Source organism: Spirosoma migulaei (genome assembly GCF_054776855.1).
The window spans coordinates 260250-276947 of record NZ_BAAHBG010000033.1; the positions used below are offsets into that span (position 1 = coordinate 260250).

A 16698-nucleotide genomic window follows, 5' to 3' on the forward strand; every position below is an offset into this window, starting at 1 on the left:
GTACGATCCCTTCGAAAAGAGCCGTTTACCAGTTACGTCGAGCGAATCAATTCCAGTAAAATTTTATAAAATGGTGGGTTGTACAAACACCATTAACGAACCTTCATCTATCTAAACTGGTAGGGCCCTGCCTATTTAGATAATACAAAATGTCCAGTCGGCCTGATCAGGGCGCGGCTGTAATTACGTATTCTATTGCGTGGGGTGTGTTACAGAATTACTCACTGTATTTGATTACAAATAAAGCACAATTTTGTAAACAAAAAAAATTCAGAATAATTTTTAAGTTATCTGACGATGGCCAGTCAGGAAATAGGGTAGATGAGGCTAATTAGTGTAGAAATGATCGTTTCAGGCCGGAACTGGCGAATAACCGTCAGGTTAAGGTGAGGCCTGGCTGTTGTCGTGATGTTAGCGGGGCCGCCCGCGCGGTTCTTAAAGCTGACACTATAGGTTACTTGAAACCTACTGGATAGGCTGTCTACTTAACGAGGTTTTGAGAAACCTCCCCTGTCAGGTTCTGAACCTGACATCACTGGCCGCACTAAAAGGCAGGAAATGGCTGATTAGAGCCTGCTGAGGGGTGAAGCCAAACGGGAAATGGCTCCTATTCGATCTCTAAAGAAGCGGTTTCGCCCCGGAGTAAGTGCTTGGTGAGGGCTTCTTGTGCGAGTGGTAAGTCTTTCTCTTTCAGTCCTTTTAGGATCTGGCGGTGCTCCTGGTCGGTTAGCTCATAGTCGTCCATGTGGATCTGCGTCTTCCCGATTTTTTGGTGAAACAGGGGAATATTGCTGATCTGGTAGATATCCATCAGCTTGGAATTACCCGCACAGTCGATTAAGGTTTCGTGGAATTTAACATCGGCTTCCAGGGCACCGCTCAGATAACCGCGCTCCACCATGGATGAAAAGTCGTTACAGATTTCTTCCAGCTTAGCAATCTGCTGATCATCAATTTTTTGGATCGCTAATCGGAGCGCCCCTAATTCCAGTAGTTCACGGATTTCGCGGATTTCCCGGATGTCGCTGGCGGTCATGGATTTCACGAAATAGCCCCCTTTTTCGCCAAAGACAATTAATTGCTCACCCTGCAACCGGGTAAGTGCTTCGCGAACCGCCATCCGATTCACGTCCATCTTTTTAGCCCAGAGATCTTCTTTTAAGCGCGTGCCCGCCACTAACTGGTTGGATAATATTTTTCGCCTGATTTCGATATAGGCTTTGTTGGCAAGCGAATCGACTTTCATATTTTGTAAACAAAAATAGAGCTATTAAGGAAACAAATATAAGTTTTTTTGTAATCAATGAAGTAGATTATCTGTAAACAGGAAGCTTCTGCTAGGGCGTCGACGAATCGTCCATCACCTTTGGCTTCCGGTGCCTGAAAATAGAGCAATTTTATTGGTTTGGAAAAATTGGACCGTATACTCGTGCATCAGACTACAAGCCAAAGTAGCGCTATATGAATAAGACGTAAAGACTAAAGGCATTAATGATTAATGTGAAGATATAGCGCTTTTTATAGAATCAAGCATGAAAATTACGGTATGCCCTGAGCTGAAAGCCGATCAAGTGTAAACCTGTCAGGTAATTCAACACGCCTTCGGGCAGGAAGATGAAAGTAGACTGATCGGTCGATTACGTCATACCGCCGGATTTATTCCATAATTATCACAAGTAGCACTCGATACGAATCGATTTGATGGGACAAGCCCTGTTTGTATGGCGTTAGAAGTACAGGAAAATGCTTTTTGCGAAGCGCAGGGAAAGGACGCTACACAAAAACAGTTATACAAAAATAGGTCTACTCGCAAGACAGTAGACCTATTTTTGTACAACTCTAACGAACGCTTAATTATACTGAAGCAGGGTTGAGGCTTCGCAAGCTTTATCCGTTTTAAAGCGGACCCAGCGCGCCTGGAAATCTTTCGGGAACTCATAGTTGAGGGGTTGCCCCGCTGACACCGTAACAGTCTTGTAAACCATCCAGCTGCCATTTCCCACCGGATCAGCCTCAATGGTAAACGTTACGGGCGAACTGGCTTTGTGGGAGAGCTGCAAGCTCCGACGGTCGTAAAACCCGATCAGGTAGGGATCAGAGGCCTCATTTGCGTTGACGGTTGTGTTTTTCCAGGGTCCGCCGTGCCCGATTGGCTTGCCCAGTTTCCAGAGATCATCAATGGCACCCGCCCAAACGGCTGCTTTTTTATCATCCGATACGATAATGTGCTCATTTTTAGACGCGGATGGTAGGTTGATGCCCGTCATGATCAGCAAACCGCGATAGGAGCCATAATCGTTGATACGAAGATTGTGGGAGGCAATCGGTCTGATTTTAGCGTACCCGTCGGCATTTTCGGCGGGTAGTTCGTAAAAGGTACCGTGGCAATTGAACAGGTCCCGTTCCGTGGCCACTTCCCGGCAGATGCGCAACGCGGCCTGATTGGTGAGGTCGGTATAGGCCGCGTTCCCCAGCGGTAACCGCCACCGCCGACCTTTGTCATCGACCACTAAAACGCTCGATTCCTCAATCGTCACGGCTTTCTGCGGAATGGCGAATTTGTCTTTAATGAACGACTCGGTTCCGGCATCGTTTTTTCGAACCAACTGCATGCTGCCATTGAGTTCATAGTAGCCTACATCGGATACCTGCTTACCTGAATACGTCTGTGCAGCCACGGCCAACGCCCGCCGATTTTTGCCTAATCCATAAATCAGACCGCCAGTCGTATTGGCCGCTGCTACGGTACTCAACCCCGTAAATAGCGGATTGGCTTTGGTAGTGCGGGCATCCGTTGCACTATAAAAGAAGTGTGCCGATAAAGTAGCCGCTTTGCTCGATTTTACCCGAATCCATTCGCCGGGCGTGTCTGCCGAAAAGGCTACATGAACGGCATTGTGGGCACCAACGGTAGTCGTTTGCAAAGTAGTCCAATTTCCAGTTCCGGTTTTATCCACTTCAAACGTAAGCACAACATCGGCATCACCGGTGTTCTGTACCCAGGACGAGCGGTTCGACCAGCCCGCGAATAAAAAAGGCTCCGAGGCTTCATTGGCTTTCACGGCTTCATGCTGCCAGACGGCCCCTTCGGCTGTGTTTGGACCAAGTTGATCGGGTGTGTTTAGCGAAGTAAACCACAGGTTTGAGTTGGATTGCCCCGGCCCTTCGAGGTTGCCTTTGGCTTTTCGTTTATTCAGAAACTCCTTTTGTGCCGAATCATCGCAACCAAATACCAATTGGTCATTCCAGCGCGTGTAGTCGCCAATTACTTTCAGATACGCGGTTCGGGGGCGGATGCCTGCGGTGTTAGCTGCGGTGAACGTTTCGGGGAATCGCCAGAATAATCCGTGCATCGTCATGAGGTAATCGGCTTTTTGAGTTGTTCCTACATCCCGGATACGCGGCCATTCGGTATTCCAGCCGTGGGCACCATCGTAGGTATGACTGGCTTTGGGCAGCCGGAAGAAACGCCAGCCTGTTTCCTTATTCCGAACGCCCAGCAGCACGGATTTATGATCCCAGCCCGTCGCCCAGATTGGATCGGTATCTGGATTTTTGTTGCCGTAAATGCCACCTGGCCCGGTTACCTCAACGAATTGATTCCGACGCACAACCGTCCAGTTTTTACCATTCCACTCCGATAAGGAACCCGCTGGAATATCGAACTGAGCGAGTGCTTTGGGGCCGGGCTCGCCATTGTTGGAATACACCATAACCCCCTGACCCGAATACACGCCTTTGCCGTGCGCACCCGGCAGTAGCGTATTTTGCAGGTTATTGGATTCATCGGCCGCTTTCTGATGGTGTACGTTACCATCCTCGTAGAGCATGGTGGGCGTCAGGGTGTTTACATCCACTTCGTAAAAGCCTTCTTCCATTGTTCCGTAATAAATCTTGTTTTTGGGGTCGGTTAGATGGCGGGCGTTTCCGGTGTGGCGTCCCGGCATGATTGTGTAAGGTATCACGCGGACATTAGCCTTGTTATCAATGGCATACGGCCCAATAAACAGCTGATTACTTTCCGGGTGAATCATCCGGTTGGCGGGTGTTCCCCCAATGCTTTCCGGCCGTACAATCTGCTTCAGATCCGAGCTTATTTCGTACAGCTTGTCCGACGAGCCCAGGGGCAAATGCGGGCCATAGGTAACTACCCACAGCTTGTTGGCCCAGGGGACAACCGCGCCAGTACCGCATTCGCCTTCATTGTTATACATGGCCAGATGCGGGTAAATGCCACTGTAGGAGGGGAACGATGTAGACTGGGCAACTGATAACTGACTCTGTGTAATGAGCCATCCAAGAAGGCAGGCCGTAATAATGTATTTTTTCATTGGTTGACGGATAACGAAATAGGTCTATGCGGGAAAAAATGAGGTAGAACGCAGATTTTTAAGATCATTAAGATGATTTATGATTGATCCTAATTAACCATATAGATCATAATAATCTGTGTTCTATTTTATTTACTCCCAACCTGGGCTGGGTGTTAATTTAGGGTTAGCCTGTAGTTCTTCGAGCGGAATAGGGTAGTATCGGTGTTTGGCCTGTGGCGTTCGGACGGGATACACATCGTTGACGGCTTTGGGGATAACGGTCATGAACGTGTTGGTTCGGGTAAGATCGAACCAGCGGTCGGCTTCGGCAAACAGTTCCCAGGAGCGTTCCTGCAGAACGGCCGCAATAAAGGCGTCTTTGCTCAGGCCTGGCGTCAGATCGCTCAGACCCGCCCGCTTGCGAATGGTGTTGATATACCCATAAGCCGTAGCGGTAGCACCATTCTGACGCGCTTCGGCTTCGGCGGCAACCAGGTAAACATCAGCCAACCGGATGATCGGGAAATTGCAGTTGTTGGCTTCGCCGATGGAATTGGGGTCGCGGTATTTGCGAATGAGTACCCCTTTCGGTGTTACGGGCGTGACGTCTTTCTGGAGAACGATCTTCCCCGACACATCGCGATAGGTCGTGTCCAGTAACTGGCGTCGCTTGTCTTTTGGATCGAACGAGTCAAAGAAAGCCTGATAGGCAAACCACGACCCGAACGATACTTTGGCGTAATCGGGTCCGCTACTGTTTTTGGGCCCTGCAATGCCCATAACCGTCAACCAGCGGCTAGGCGTAACCCGGTCGGCTTCAACCGCCCACATATTTTCGACCCGGGCCGCATCTTCCTTATCGACATCAAATACGTCCAGTACATTCGGCATCAGCGAGTATTTGCCCGAACTGATAACGGCCTGCGCCAACTGCAACGATTTGGCCCAGTCCTCATTATACAAGGCAACTTTAGCGTAGAGGCCCTGAATGGCTTCTTTCGATGGGCGTCCCTTTACCAGACTGCCAGAATAGGACGGTAAACCGGCAATGGCCTGATCTAAATCGCTGTAAATCTGCTTGTAGATGTCGGCACGCGAACTTTTGGGAATGAGCGCTTCGGTTTCGCTGGTGCTGGCTTTTGTTTTCACCGGAATCTCGTTGAACGTTTTGGTGAGAAGCCAGTGGTATAAGCCCCGGAGTGCATAGGCTTCGGCCACAATCTCGGTCCGGCGCTGGGCGTCCATCTGAATCGTAGGGACTTTCTCGATCACCCAGTTCGCGTTTTCAATACCCTTGTAGCTAAATCGCCAGACGCCCTGTGGCCCTTCGGTTTCATGACGTCCTGAGTTACGCTGAGCCGTGAAGTAAGGGTCGTAGGTAAATAGCGTCAGCGTATTTCGACCCACTACGGCACGAGGATAGGCCTGATCGGCAGCGAAATCGGAAGCGGCCACTAGCGGAAATCCGTAGACATTGATGAGTGAACCGGACGATGCGGTGATTCCCGCTTCGGCATCGGAAGCGGTTTTGTAAAAGTTAGTCGTAAAAATGGAGGAATATACCGATTCGCCCAGTTTGCTGCACGAACACGTGAGGCCCGACAAAGCCAGTAGCAGCAGAAGTTGTTTTTTCATGAGTTTAGAGAGATTGTCTGAACCAGGATTTATATGATTTAGCTGACCGACTATGATTTTATAAACTAGCTTTCTTTGAAAGCAATATCAGATTGCTAAAATCATAGTCGGTCAGTTAAATCATATAAATCCCGGTTTAGAATGTTACCTGTAGACCACCTAAATACGAGCGGGCAATGGGATACGTACCGTTATCAATGAACTGCGTGGTTGCATTGCCGAAGTTGTTCACTTCGGGATCGAAGCCGGAATACTTCGTGAGCGTGAGGGCATTGTTGGCGCTGACATACAGACGAATCTGGCTAATTCCTTTGATTTTAGGCAGGGTGTAGCCCAGCGAAATGTTCTTCAAACGAATAAACGAAGCATCCTCAATGTACCGATCCGAAAGCGGTAACCGACCGCCCTGAAATCCGCTGGCATACTCGTTACTCGGATTCGTAGGCGACCAGCGATTGGCCAGCGTGGCCAGTACATTCTGCTGCCCCAGCGCCGTTTCGAACGTATAGCGGAACAGGTTCATGAGTTTATTGCCCTGTACACCCTGAACAAACAGACTCAGATCGAAACCCCGGTAGCGGAGGGAGGTTGAAAAACCGAAGATAAAATTGGGTTGTGCGTTACCTGCTAACACCTGATCGGCGGCTGTAATAGTCCCGTCGCCGTTTATATCCTTTACTTTCTGGCCACCCAGTCGTCCGTCATAGCCGGATAGAATAGTCTCGCCCGTCTGGCTGATGCCGTCAAAGACGTAGGTTCGATACAGGCCCATCGGGTAGCCGACTTTAAGCAAGGCATACGCCGAGCGGGGGAGTTCATCCAGAATGCCATCGAGGGCCAGTACCTTGTTCTGATTGAAGGTGATATTGGCCGAGGCATCCCACTGAAGAGACCGGCCACCACCCGGTATAATCCGCCCGTTCACCGCTAATTCAAGCCCGCGATTCTGAATTGAACCGAAATTGCCGGTCAGGGCCGTATAGCCCGACGACATCGGTAACACTTTCTGAAACAGGAGATTATCCGTCCGTTTGTTATAGTAATCAGCCACCAATGACAGGCGGCTGTTGAACAGACTCACATCCAGACCAATATCTACCTGTGTTGATCGTTCCCATTTCAAATCCGGGTTTGGAATCGCAGCGGGATTGATACCCGTTACGGGGTTATGGTTGTAATTGTAATTCAGGCCCGAAGCACTCACCGTGGCCAGCGATTGATAGGGATCAATGGCTCCGGCGTTCCCGGTGATACCCCAGCTTCCGCGCAGTTTTAAATCAGAAATAACCGGTACCGACTTCATAAACGATTCCTCCACAATTCGCCAGGCACCCGCTACCGCTGGAAAAAAACCGTATTTATTGTTCTCTCCAAACTTACTGGAGCCATCGGCACGAGCTGTTAAATCCAGGAAATACTTGTCCTTGTACCCATAGTTAATCCTGCCCAGGTACGAGTCAAGCCGGGATTTGCTTTTATCACTGCTGATGCGCTGGTTCACGGCTAACCCAACGGAATTGTTCTCGGTTACATCGTTCGGGAAATTAGAAGCCGTTTGCGTATAGCCCTGATTAACATTGGCTTGTGTGGCTAGTACTGCCGTTGCCGTAAGGGTATGGTTGGTAGCAAGTCGGGTTCGGTAGGTGAATATGCTTTCGTGTAGCAACGTCCGGCCGTACGAACTGGTATTGGTGGCGTTACCCCCGCCCGAGGCTAATTGAGATACACTCAACAAGGACAAGGGTGAATAGTACTCATTCAGTGTAGTACCCAGATCGGCGTTGAAACTAGGACGGTAGGTAAAGCCTTTGAACAGCGCAAACTCAACGTATACGTTGGCCAGAATCCGCTGGGTTGTCTGCCGGTTGATGGGCGTGATAAAATTCAGTGGATTGGATACTTCCTGGTACTGACCGTTCATCTGGTCCTGAAACGGAAACACGCTGCCATCTGCCCGGTAAGGGACCAGCGTTGGCGGAGCAGCCACAGCGGCACCTAAAACACCACCCCGGCTGCTGGTCACGTCCGATCCGGTACCACCGGCACTTACACCGTTATTCACCGAATAGCCATAATATAAGCTAGTCCCAATTCGAACTTTGTCAGTAAGGCGATGGTCGATGTTGGAGCGGAAGGAGTAGCGGGTAAAGTTGGAGTTTTTAATGATGCCGTCCTGATTGAAATAGTTCAGTGAGAGCGCCAGTTGGGTTTTCTGGTTCCCGCCTGAAACGGAAAGCTGGTGGCTTTGGATGGGAGCTTTTCGGAAAATCAGATTCTGCCAGTTCGTGCCCTGGCCCAGGGTGGTTGGGTCAGCGTAAATTGCCCGTTTGTAGACCTCATTTTCGAGTTGCGCAAATTGCGAGGCATTCAGCACATCCAGCGTTTTATTCACCTGCTGCACTCCGCCGTAGCCATCGTAACTAACCCGCGTGTTCCCATCTTTGCCGCGTTTTGTGGTGATGAGTACAACCCCATTGGCAGCCCGCGCTCCATAAATGGCGGTGGATGAAGCATCTTTCAGGACTTCGATCGACTCGATATCATTGGGGTTAATTTGCGAAAGCGGACTCACGTCGTTGATGCCACCACTGTTGGAAATCTGAATGCCGTCGATTACATAGAGCGGTTCTGAACTGCCATTAATGGAGTTCGTTCCCCGGATTCGGACGCTGACGTTACCACCAGGCGCACCGGAGTTTTGCGTGATTTGTACACCCGCCACCCGCGCCTGTAACCCTTGCGCTACGTTCGCTACGGGGGTTTGCAGAAGGTCGGCCGCTTTTACGGAGGCAATGGCACCGGTGGTTTCAATTTTTCGTTGCGTACCATAGCCCACAACAATGACCTCTTCCAGGGCTTTTAAGTCGGGAGAAAGCTGAATGTCGATACTCGTCCGATTGCCAACGGCTACTTCCTGACTGAGATACCCGACGAAACTAATCACGACGACAGCCCCTTTATCAGGGACAGACAGACTGAATTGTCCCTTCCCATCCGTAACGGTTCCACGTTGCCGACCCGTTGGGCCGGTGCCTTTCAGCAGGATGCTGACGCCTGGTAACGTAGTCCCTTTTTCGTCGGTGATGGTACCCGTAATAACCCGATCGTCGATCCTGTCGTTCAGTGGCCCCGCCTGCGCCAACAGGGGAGATAACCACCCTAAAAAAACAACGAAACCCAGTAAAAGTTTTTGTCGCATAATATTCAGATATTTATAGTTTTTATACCAATTGTTCCCGCGACTGGATTTAGGTAAATGCGAGAATACAAAGGTAGTTTTGGACTATAGGGAGATGATGGAATGGCCTTAGCCATTTTGTTATCCGAAATTATGGACAAGATAACGGTCTAATAGGCAGTGTTTTACGGTGTATGATCACGGAAAATGGACAACATGGCAAGGCTGAACTTCTCTATCATGTAGACGTTTGTTGTCAGCGTGTCAGCGAAACGTACGGAAAGCCTGACTGGGAAAAGTGGATAAACAGCGACTACGTTAGTTTAAGCCAGATCCTTTTCAGGAAAACCCGTGTACGCATTAGTCCGAATACGCTGAAGCGAATTTTTGGCAAGATCAAAACGGACTCCCGCTACTATCCGCAAAAAGCGACCCGGGATGCGCTGGCGATTTACATAGGGTATACGGATTGGGAGTCGTTCGTTCAACTGCAGGAATTGATCGAGCGAACTGCGGTTAGCAAAATCGAACCACCGATCGAGAAGCCAGTTGCCCTTGTTCTGAATAGTCCAATCCCAGAATCGACTGGTAAACGAACGTGGTTGTTGCCCACATTGATTAGCGTTGCTGCGCTGGCCGTAGGGCTTTTGTTTTTTCTGAACCGAGCCACGAAAGCCAGCGAACCCGTGCACTTCATTTGTCGGAATCCATTCGGCGAAAATCCCCATTCGGCCGTGTTTGCCGTTCGACGACCGACTCTCGGTACGGATGAGTCTGATACCTATATGATTCAATACGGGGATGGTAAAAAAGAACGTATAAACTCGTCGGATAGCCTGTATACCCATTACTATGAGCGGCCGGGTCGCTATTTCGCTGTCCTGCAACGAAATGGCAAGAACATGGATACCGCTATGATTTACTTACAGACAAAAGGGTGGACAGTGACCGCCAATATGATGCACGATACCACGCGGGTATATCCCATTGAGGTTCGACATCTGTTTGGCAATGGGCAGCGGAGTGTTAGCGCCCGGGAGGCAGCGCATGCCGGTGTTGATACCAACCGGACCTTTTTTATGGAGTTCATCAATAGCCATCCGTCTGCCATCGACGGAGATAATTTTGAACTGATAACCCAGGTACAAACATCCCCTGACCGGGCGGGCGTTCGCTGTTCGCAGGTGGGGCTTACGGTGTGGGGCGAGTCGTCGCAGCATTTATTCGATATCATAAAGCCCGGCTGTGTTCACTGGACCAACTTACAGACGTCTGATCTGTTAAAAAATGGCCAGCGTGACGATCTGAGTTTCCTGGGGGCCGATCTTCGTTCGGGTGGGGCGCTAAAACTGGAAGTCGTGAATAAGCGGGTTCGAATTTTTATTAACAAGCGGATGGTTTACGAAACGCACTACACAACGCCACTTCAGCGCGTGTACGGCGTCCGGATTCGCTTTTCAGGCATCGGTACGGTCAACTCATTTTTGTTGAAGGACCTGAAAACGAATAAGGTATTCGATGGTAGTTTCTAAAGGGTGGCAGGTGTCTTGATCCAATTGACTTCTTTGATTTTTCAGCTACGGGGAGAGCCGAAAATACGGTTATAAACTTAGTTAGCCAGTTGACTAACAAGCAGTAAGACCGCTCGCTGGTTTAACTGGTTCAGGTGCTTTGTGTGAATAGACAGCTCTTTCGTGAATTGTTTCCGAGCCGTAGGTGTGCAGGCATCAAGGCGATCCGCATGTTGAACGAGTGTTTCCAGTTCCACCTGCATTGTCATCAAAAGTACTCGTAGCGGTTCCTGGGTGCATAGGCCAGAAGGCAGGCTTACATGCCTATGTTTATTTTCGTTAAGATGAGCTACTACTTTGTAATAACAGTCATGAAAAGTCGCCATCGATTTGCACCATTCAGTTACCACATTGGTACATTCCCATTGATTGGAGTAGGAGCGATTGTTCATTAAGGTGTAAGTATCCATATGTGAATAGCCAGTAAGCGGTCGAACCTGAAAAGGTAACTACGGGTTCTGCATTTTCGCGATGAAAAGCATCCGCCAATGATATTGCTAATACGGAGAGATACTGAGTAAGGTTGCGTTTAGGGTCAAGTATGTATAAATAAAAAAGCGCTTACTTCATCAGAGTAAGCGCTTTAGTAGCTATGGCGTATAGAGAATTCACGCTATGGTGTGTTTAGCCCATTCGGTTGATTTTGTTGTGTAGACTTAGATTGGCCATAAGGCGCTTAACCTGTGGGCTACCGTTTGTAGCCCAATAGCAAATCAACCGTAAATTACCTGGGAGGAAAACTAACGGAACCCGCATTGCTAACCGGTTCCAGAATACCAATGTGAATGTGCGCTGACGCTGAATCAGCTGTTAAGTCGATAGTTTTACCTTCTGATAAATAGGTAATTACCTGGCCTGGCTCTCCAAAGAAATAATCTTCTTTCGGTGTTCTTCCCTTCCCCTCATCCGATACTGAATCCTGCTTTATTGTGGGTTGAATAAACAGGTTAATCACCTTGAAGTCTTTGGTACGAGCCATTACATCGAGTCCGTCCAGTTCGTTATTCGCTAATTGGCGCTGAACATTCAGAATGGTTAGGTAATTGCCCTCATTGCCTATATTGTGGAGGAGCCAGTCGTAGATAGTTTCCATGGAATATTAAGCGAACAATCTGAATAGTAATCAGGTAAGCTGATTTATAAATAACCTTTTCTGGCTTCATCTAGATCCGTTTCGGTCAAAAGCCCCATTTGACCAAGCGTTGTTAACCCTTCAACGGTTTGGGCTCGCTCTGTATCAGTGGGCATGTTCGCCTGAAGTTCGCCATAGACGGCCTGATCGACGGCCTGTCGTAGCTGGGTAACGTTATCAAGCGCAAATACCTGATTGGACTGAATCTCCTGAGCGGCTAGCTCATTTCGGGTCGGCGGAAGTATCATTTTACGTTTTGCCATTGCCGTAGCGAGTTATGTTTCTCTAGCTTATTAACCACAAAAGGGCAATTAGGTTAGAATGAGGGATTGATTTAGTGTTTTAGTGACTTATTGTAGACTTTCTTGTCTTGGTAATCTGTTGTTCTGATCTCAGTCGGGATGCTCTTTAGCAGGAAAAACGGTTGTTGGGTACAGCAGAAACAGCAAGCTGAGATTGACGAGCTGAAGCAGGTGGTTAGAGACTTACATATACCTGGCTACCAGATTGAGTTCCAGCCAATACTGGCATAGTACGGTTAGGTTTTGTTTGAGTGAGTGTATATCCAGACTTTTCAGTAGAAACGAATTAACCCCTGCCTGGTAACAACCGTTAATCTCTTCGGTTGTAGCCTGGGCGCTCATCATCACTACTGGAATTAGTTGGAAGGCTGGATGTTGTTTTAAGGCAAGTAAGGTCTGGTGGCCATCTGGTTCAGGCATATGCCGATCCAATAGAATTAAGTCTGGCTGCTCGGACAAACGATGAAGCTCGTTTAATAAAGCCTTGCCACTAGTAAAGAAGCGAACCGTATAGGTTGGGTAAAATCGGGCAAACAGCGCTTGGAGTAAGAACAGATAATCAGTTTCATCATCAACAATGAAGATAAGTCGAGACGTTTCCATTAAACAAGTTGCATAACGTTGATTCGGTATAACTCGCTTGCTTTTACTGTTTAACCAAATTGTTGGCTGTATCTATTAAGTGGTACGAAATGATGATAGTATGGGGCAGATCACCAGATTTGTAGAGATTATCAATAGACTATATATCTCTGACTTTGCCATTAAGGTAGGACTACTTGTGATTTGCCGATCTGGCACTTTGCGAGCTCTTATGGGCTAGATGGAACGTTGGCACAAATAGTATCAACGTTTTTGTGTCCCAATTGAATTTTTTACGTCTTAAGGGAAGAACTATCAATCTAACCCATAGGTGTAGCTCAACTTTAACGTTATTAGCCCCGTCATAATTGACGGGGCTTTTTTGTTAAAAAAAATACTGACTTAAAAAAAAGTCAGTATTTCAGTATGTAATTACTTTAACCTAAACCCATAATTTATCACGAATATGATAACAATATGGAGGTATAAATTAATATATGGTAACTTATTTATTGGGCGGCACAATGTCTTTATGAATCGCCAGACTAAATCATCTAGTCAATTTGCAGCAAATCTAGGGCAGCGAATTGTGATTACTGTGTTTTTAGGGCAGAGATTGTGTTACACTGATTATACAACTGCTTAGCTAATACCTTCGGCTTTAAGTGGTTTTGATCAGATGTTGCCTTAAATGGATAACTTTTTGTTGTTTAATAATAGGAGTCAGTATACAGATATGTGTCATATTAGTGAGGAGTTAAATGTAGTTGATAATGTTTAAAAGGTTAATAATAGTTTATTATTGATTAAGAGGAGTAAATAACAGATTTATAGTTTTTTAGTGCACAAAAAAAATATAATAATAATTCGCTTGTTCATGCTAAAAAAATGTACGTTGGCAAGGTTTTAGCACTGTTTCATGTATGAAAACATTCACTATATCCTCCCCTAAAAACATACATTTATTGAAAGAATATATCAAGACGTTCATTGCAACGGAGGTAGTCTTTCCAGGGGTTCTGCCCCGACAGTGGGGCGTAGCGTTTAGTCCTTCTGAACTGAATGCGATGTATGCTGGATTAAAGTTTGTCATTCGAAAGGCTCATCCACTTCAGGATAAGGCCATGATTGCAGCCTTCGAGCAAATCCAAGAAGCGAAAGCGCTGGATTTACACTGGTTTCTCTACGACTATTGGCATGAAGTGGTAGCCATTTTAGGATTCTATCCCAATTTGGGGACCAACTACCTATTCATTATGAAGGAAAGAAATGAGTACATGCGAACGCATAGAAACCCCTGAATTCGATTGTGATCATTTCAGCCTATGCTTATTCGTGTTGCCTTTATATAGGTACCGTGTTTCGTGAACGATTCTGAATCAATAACATAGTAGCGAGCTCCTAAATTTAGCCCATTCTCCAACGTTGCATTGGTCTTCCCGACTGAGTAGGTATACCTGGATTCTTCTATTATTCTAAAAGTCAATTCGATATAGAAAAACAGGCAGGAAGCCCAACTGGTATTCTTTCTTGACAACTGTTCCATCGGGTTGTGGCGCATAGCTCAGCGATAGAATATTTTGAACCCCCAGCACATTGACGAAATCTACCGAAATCGTGTGCGTCAGCCCCTTGTTGTTCTGTGTTTTTCGATTTAATTTATAATCGACTTTGAGATCAAAACGCCGGTACGGTGCGAACTGAGCCGTATTCCGGCCTTCACTCTGGTAAACAATCTCCTGATTTAGCCGGGATGCCTGCTCATCAACGGGGCCATACCAGCGCCCTCCGGTGGTTATAAACTTAAACCCAAGGGTAAGTGATGACCGACGAAAGGTAATTTCTCGGGCAACGAGCGCATTGAATGCGTAACGGCCATTAAAGTCGGTATTTCGCAATATCCCGTCCGAGCCTTTGTATTGGGCATCGAAAAGTGAACCCGTCAGCAGAAAGTAATAGTGGTTACTAAAAAACCTCTCCACCGTTAACTCAACGCCGTAATTTCGACCTGTACCCGTGTTGACGAGGGGGCCAGGCAAGATTCGGGAGAAGGCCGCTCCGGTATTTACCATTGAAAACGATGACCGCCCCTGCTCAACCGGGATGGCAAATAGTCGCTGGAAATATCCCTCAATCAGTAACCGAATGTTACGACCTATAAGCCGCTGATAACTGGCCATATAATGCCAGCTTTTGGTCAGGCCCATAGTCCGATTAGCCAATTGCCCGGATGCCGATTGACTGTTGAGGTCTGCGCCATAGAAATAGGAATAAACAGGCTGAATCTGACTGTGCAACCCAGCGGCCAGACTCAGTTTCTGACGATTGGGCAACGCCCAGCTTACGCCAATGCGCGGTTCAACGGGCGATAAACTGTAGCGGTTAAGGGTGAACCAGAGTGCATTCAGGCCAACTGTCAGCGACAGATTCTCGGTCAACTGGTTGCGATAACTGACGTAGGGTTGCACAAGCGTGAAGCCAATATTCGTATTCCAGCGCGTGCGCCAGGGACCGAACGTAGTGGCGTTGATATCCGTAAGCGTTCGTACACTGTCGAAGGCCCGAAAGTGGTACAAATCGGTGTTCATTCCCGCTTTAACCGTCGACCGGTTACTGAGTTTATGCGTAAGGAAAGTCGATAACGAATACTTGACTTCCGAGAAGCGGTAATCCAGAATGGGTCTGAGTGAGTCGATTACATACCGACTATTCTGAACGAGTGGATTGCCACGCTTATCTTTTTCCAGAAACAAATAGTTATGGTTAGCAATCTGGGCGTTGCCGGATACGGCCAGCGTAGCTTTCCAGAACGTGTTTCGATTGAGTGGCTTCGTATAGGTTAGCCCGGCCACGCCCATCCGTGAGGTATAATACTGATCGCGGTCGTTATTGCCGAAGATATTACGATCGTTTACTTCCTGCTGACTAATGAGGATATTGACCGTGCTGGTTCCACCCAATGCCCAAAGTGACAGGTTTCCGCCATCTTTCTGCGGAAAGTTAACTCGAAAAAACCCATCCTGATAGGCCGGTACAGCCTGCGTGCCAATGTCGATACCCAGTTTATTAAATAACCACAGATTGGCATACCGATAGGTTGCCAGATAAGACGACTTCGATTTTTTTGATAGGGGGCCTTCCGCCATGGCTTCAGTACCCAGAAAGCCAAACTGAATCATCTTTTCGTGTCGCTCGTTATTTCCGTTTCGTAGTTTCAGGTCAAACACGCCTGCTACTGTATTCCCAAATTCAGCGGGAAACGCACCCGTAAAAAAGTCGGAATTAGCCAGGTACCGATTGTTGATAATACTGACGGGCCCGCCCGATGTACCGGCAATGGCAAAGTGGTTTGGGTTGGGGATGTTGATACCGTCAACGCGCCAAAGTACGCCCTGTGGCGAATTCCCCCGGATTACAATGTCGTTCCGAGCGTCGTCAGCGCCCTGAACCCCGGCAAAGTTGGACGCCATACGAGCGGGTTCACCCCGGCTACCGGCATAGCGGTTTGTTTCATCCACCGAAAACTGACGGGCCGATACAACGGCCATTTCATTACGGGCTTCGCCAGTCCGTTGGGCGGCTACGGTAACAGTAGCTAACTGGCGGATGTCCTCGTCCAACTCAATATCCAGGATCTTCTCCCGGCCAGCATCAATGAGGATATCATTCAGCAACATATCCTTGTAGCCAAGCAGGGAAACCTTCACCGTATGACGTCCAAGGGGCACGCCTGTCAGGCGAAATGCCCCTGTTGTATCGCTCAAAATGCCCTTTCCAGTAGTTATTATCTGAACCGTAGCACCAGCCAATGGAAATTTGGACTCCTTGTCGACAACATGCCCCCGTAACGTCTGGGTTAGTTGAGCATTGGCCGAAAAACAACTACTAAATGGGATGAGGAAGCGGAAAGCAAATTTTGCCAGGTAGCGGGTTTTCATGTGAATGTGGAGATCAAAAGTGTGAAATATAGTCAAAGGGGAAAAAG

At 47.9% G+C, this 16698-nt stretch carries 11 protein-coding genes; 2 read left to right on the forward strand and 9 right to left on the reverse strand.

Annotation, left to right across the window (positions count from 1 at the left end):
* Nucleotides 1-607: 607 nt before the first annotated feature.
* The 4 genes from ACYVGO_RS30875 to ACYVGO_RS30890 all read right to left on the reverse strand — a co-directional run bounded on the left by ACYVGO_RS30875 (nucleotide 608) and on the right by ACYVGO_RS30890 (nucleotide 9147).
* The gene (locus ACYVGO_RS30875; RefSeq protein WP_142774636.1) at nucleotides 608-1246 is read right to left on the reverse strand and encodes a GntR family transcriptional regulator; all 639 of its coding nucleotides are present in this window, start codon (nucleotides 1244-1246) and stop codon (nucleotides 608-610) included.
* Between the two features lie 604 nt (nucleotides 1247-1850).
* Nucleotides 1851-4331 (reverse strand): hypothetical protein, encoded by a 2481-nt coding sequence (locus tag ACYVGO_RS30880; protein WP_460972611.1) that lies wholly within the window; start codon nucleotides 4329-4331, stop codon nucleotides 1851-1853.
* Between the two features lie 132 nt (nucleotides 4332-4463).
* A complete protein-coding gene (locus ACYVGO_RS30885) occupies nucleotides 4464-5948 on the reverse strand; it encodes a RagB/SusD family nutrient uptake outer membrane protein (protein ID WP_460972612.1) in 1485 nt (494 codons plus the stop codon).
* A gap of 136 nt (nucleotides 5949-6084) precedes the next feature.
* Nucleotides 6085-9147, reverse strand: a complete 3063-nt coding sequence (locus tag ACYVGO_RS30890; RefSeq protein ID WP_460972613.1) for a SusC/RagA family TonB-linked outer membrane protein — start codon at nucleotides 9145-9147, stop codon at nucleotides 6085-6087.
* A 173-nt stretch (nucleotides 9148-9320) separates the two neighbouring features.
* On the opposite strand from ACYVGO_RS30890, the gene ACYVGO_RS30895 reads away from it, so the two are divergent.
* The gene (locus tag ACYVGO_RS30895; protein ID WP_460972614.1) at nucleotides 9321-10658 is read left to right on the forward strand and encodes a hypothetical protein; all 1338 of its coding nucleotides are present in this window, start codon (nucleotides 9321-9323) and stop codon (nucleotides 10656-10658) included.
* Nucleotides 10659-10735: 77 nt separating this feature from the next.
* On the opposite strand, the gene ACYVGO_RS30900 is transcribed toward ACYVGO_RS30895, so the two are convergent.
* The 4 genes from ACYVGO_RS30900 to ACYVGO_RS30915 form a co-directional block, all read right to left on the reverse strand.
* Complete coding sequence (locus ACYVGO_RS30900) at nucleotides 10736-11107, reverse strand: hypothetical protein (protein WP_168207866.1); 372 nt, start codon at nucleotides 11105-11107, stop codon at nucleotides 10736-10738.
* Nucleotides 11108-11421: 314 nt separating this feature from the next.
* Complete coding sequence (locus ACYVGO_RS30905; RefSeq protein ID WP_460972615.1) at nucleotides 11422-11790, reverse strand: hypothetical protein; 369 nt, start codon at nucleotides 11788-11790, stop codon at nucleotides 11422-11424.
* A 44-nt stretch (nucleotides 11791-11834) separates the two neighbouring features.
* Nucleotides 11835-12092 (reverse strand): hypothetical protein, encoded by a 258-nt coding sequence (locus ACYVGO_RS30910; RefSeq protein WP_142774631.1) that lies wholly within the window; start codon nucleotides 12090-12092, stop codon nucleotides 11835-11837.
* A gap of 222 nt (nucleotides 12093-12314) precedes the next feature.
* Nucleotides 12315-12734: a response regulator gene (locus ACYVGO_RS30915; RefSeq protein ID WP_142774630.1), complete on the reverse strand. Its 420-nt coding sequence runs from the start codon at nucleotides 12732-12734 to the stop codon at nucleotides 12315-12317.
* 902 nt (nucleotides 12735-13636) lie between these two features.
* On the opposite strand from ACYVGO_RS30915, the gene ACYVGO_RS30920 reads away from it, so the two are divergent.
* Nucleotides 13637-14014 (forward strand): hypothetical protein, encoded by a 378-nt coding sequence (locus ACYVGO_RS30920; RefSeq protein WP_142774629.1) that lies wholly within the window; start codon nucleotides 13637-13639, stop codon nucleotides 14012-14014.
* 174 nt (nucleotides 14015-14188) lie between these two features.
* On the opposite strand, the gene ACYVGO_RS30925 is transcribed toward ACYVGO_RS30920, so the two are convergent.
* On the reverse strand, nucleotides 14189-16651 hold the full coding sequence (locus tag ACYVGO_RS30925; protein ID WP_460972617.1) for a TonB-dependent receptor: 2463 nt from the start codon (nucleotides 16649-16651) through the stop codon (nucleotides 14189-14191).
* Between the last annotated feature and the right edge of the window lie 47 nt (nucleotides 16652-16698).

Coding starts and splice junctions, on each gene's coding strand:
- ACYVGO_RS30875 (WP_142774636.1), bottom strand. CDS start 1,246: ATGAAAGTCGATTCGCTTGCCAACAAAGCCTATATCGAAATCAGGCGA.
- ACYVGO_RS30880 (WP_460972611.1), bottom strand. CDS start 4,331: ATGAAAAAATACATTATTACGGCCTGCCTTCTTGGATGGCTCATTACA.
- ACYVGO_RS30885 (WP_460972612.1), bottom strand. CDS start 5,948: ATGAAAAAACAACTTCTGCTGCTACTGGCTTTGTCGGGCCTCACGTGT.
- ACYVGO_RS30890 (WP_460972613.1), bottom strand. CDS start 9,147: ATGCGACAAAAACTTTTACTGGGTTTCGTTGTTTTTTTAGGGTGGTTA.
- ACYVGO_RS30895 (WP_460972614.1), top strand. CDS start 9,321: ATGATCACGGAAAATGGACAACATGGCAAGGCTGAACTTCTCTATCAT.
- ACYVGO_RS30900 (WP_168207866.1), bottom strand. CDS start 11,107: ATGGATACTTACACCTTAATGAACAATCGCTCCTACTCCAATCAATGG.
- ACYVGO_RS30905 (WP_460972615.1), bottom strand. CDS start 11,790: ATGGAAACTATCTACGACTGGCTCCTCCACAATATAGGCAATGAGGGC.
- ACYVGO_RS30910 (WP_142774631.1), bottom strand. CDS start 12,092: ATGGCAAAACGTAAAATGATACTTCCGCCGACCCGAAATGAGCTAGCC.
- ACYVGO_RS30915 (WP_142774630.1), bottom strand. CDS start 12,734: ATGGAAACGTCTCGACTTATCTTCATTGTTGATGATGAAACTGATTAT.
- ACYVGO_RS30920 (WP_142774629.1), top strand. CDS start 13,637: ATGAAAACATTCACTATATCCTCCCCTAAAAACATACATTTATTGAAA.
- ACYVGO_RS30925 (WP_460972617.1), bottom strand. CDS start 16,651: ATGAAAACCCGCTACCTGGCAAAATTTGCTTTCCGCTTCCTCATCCCA.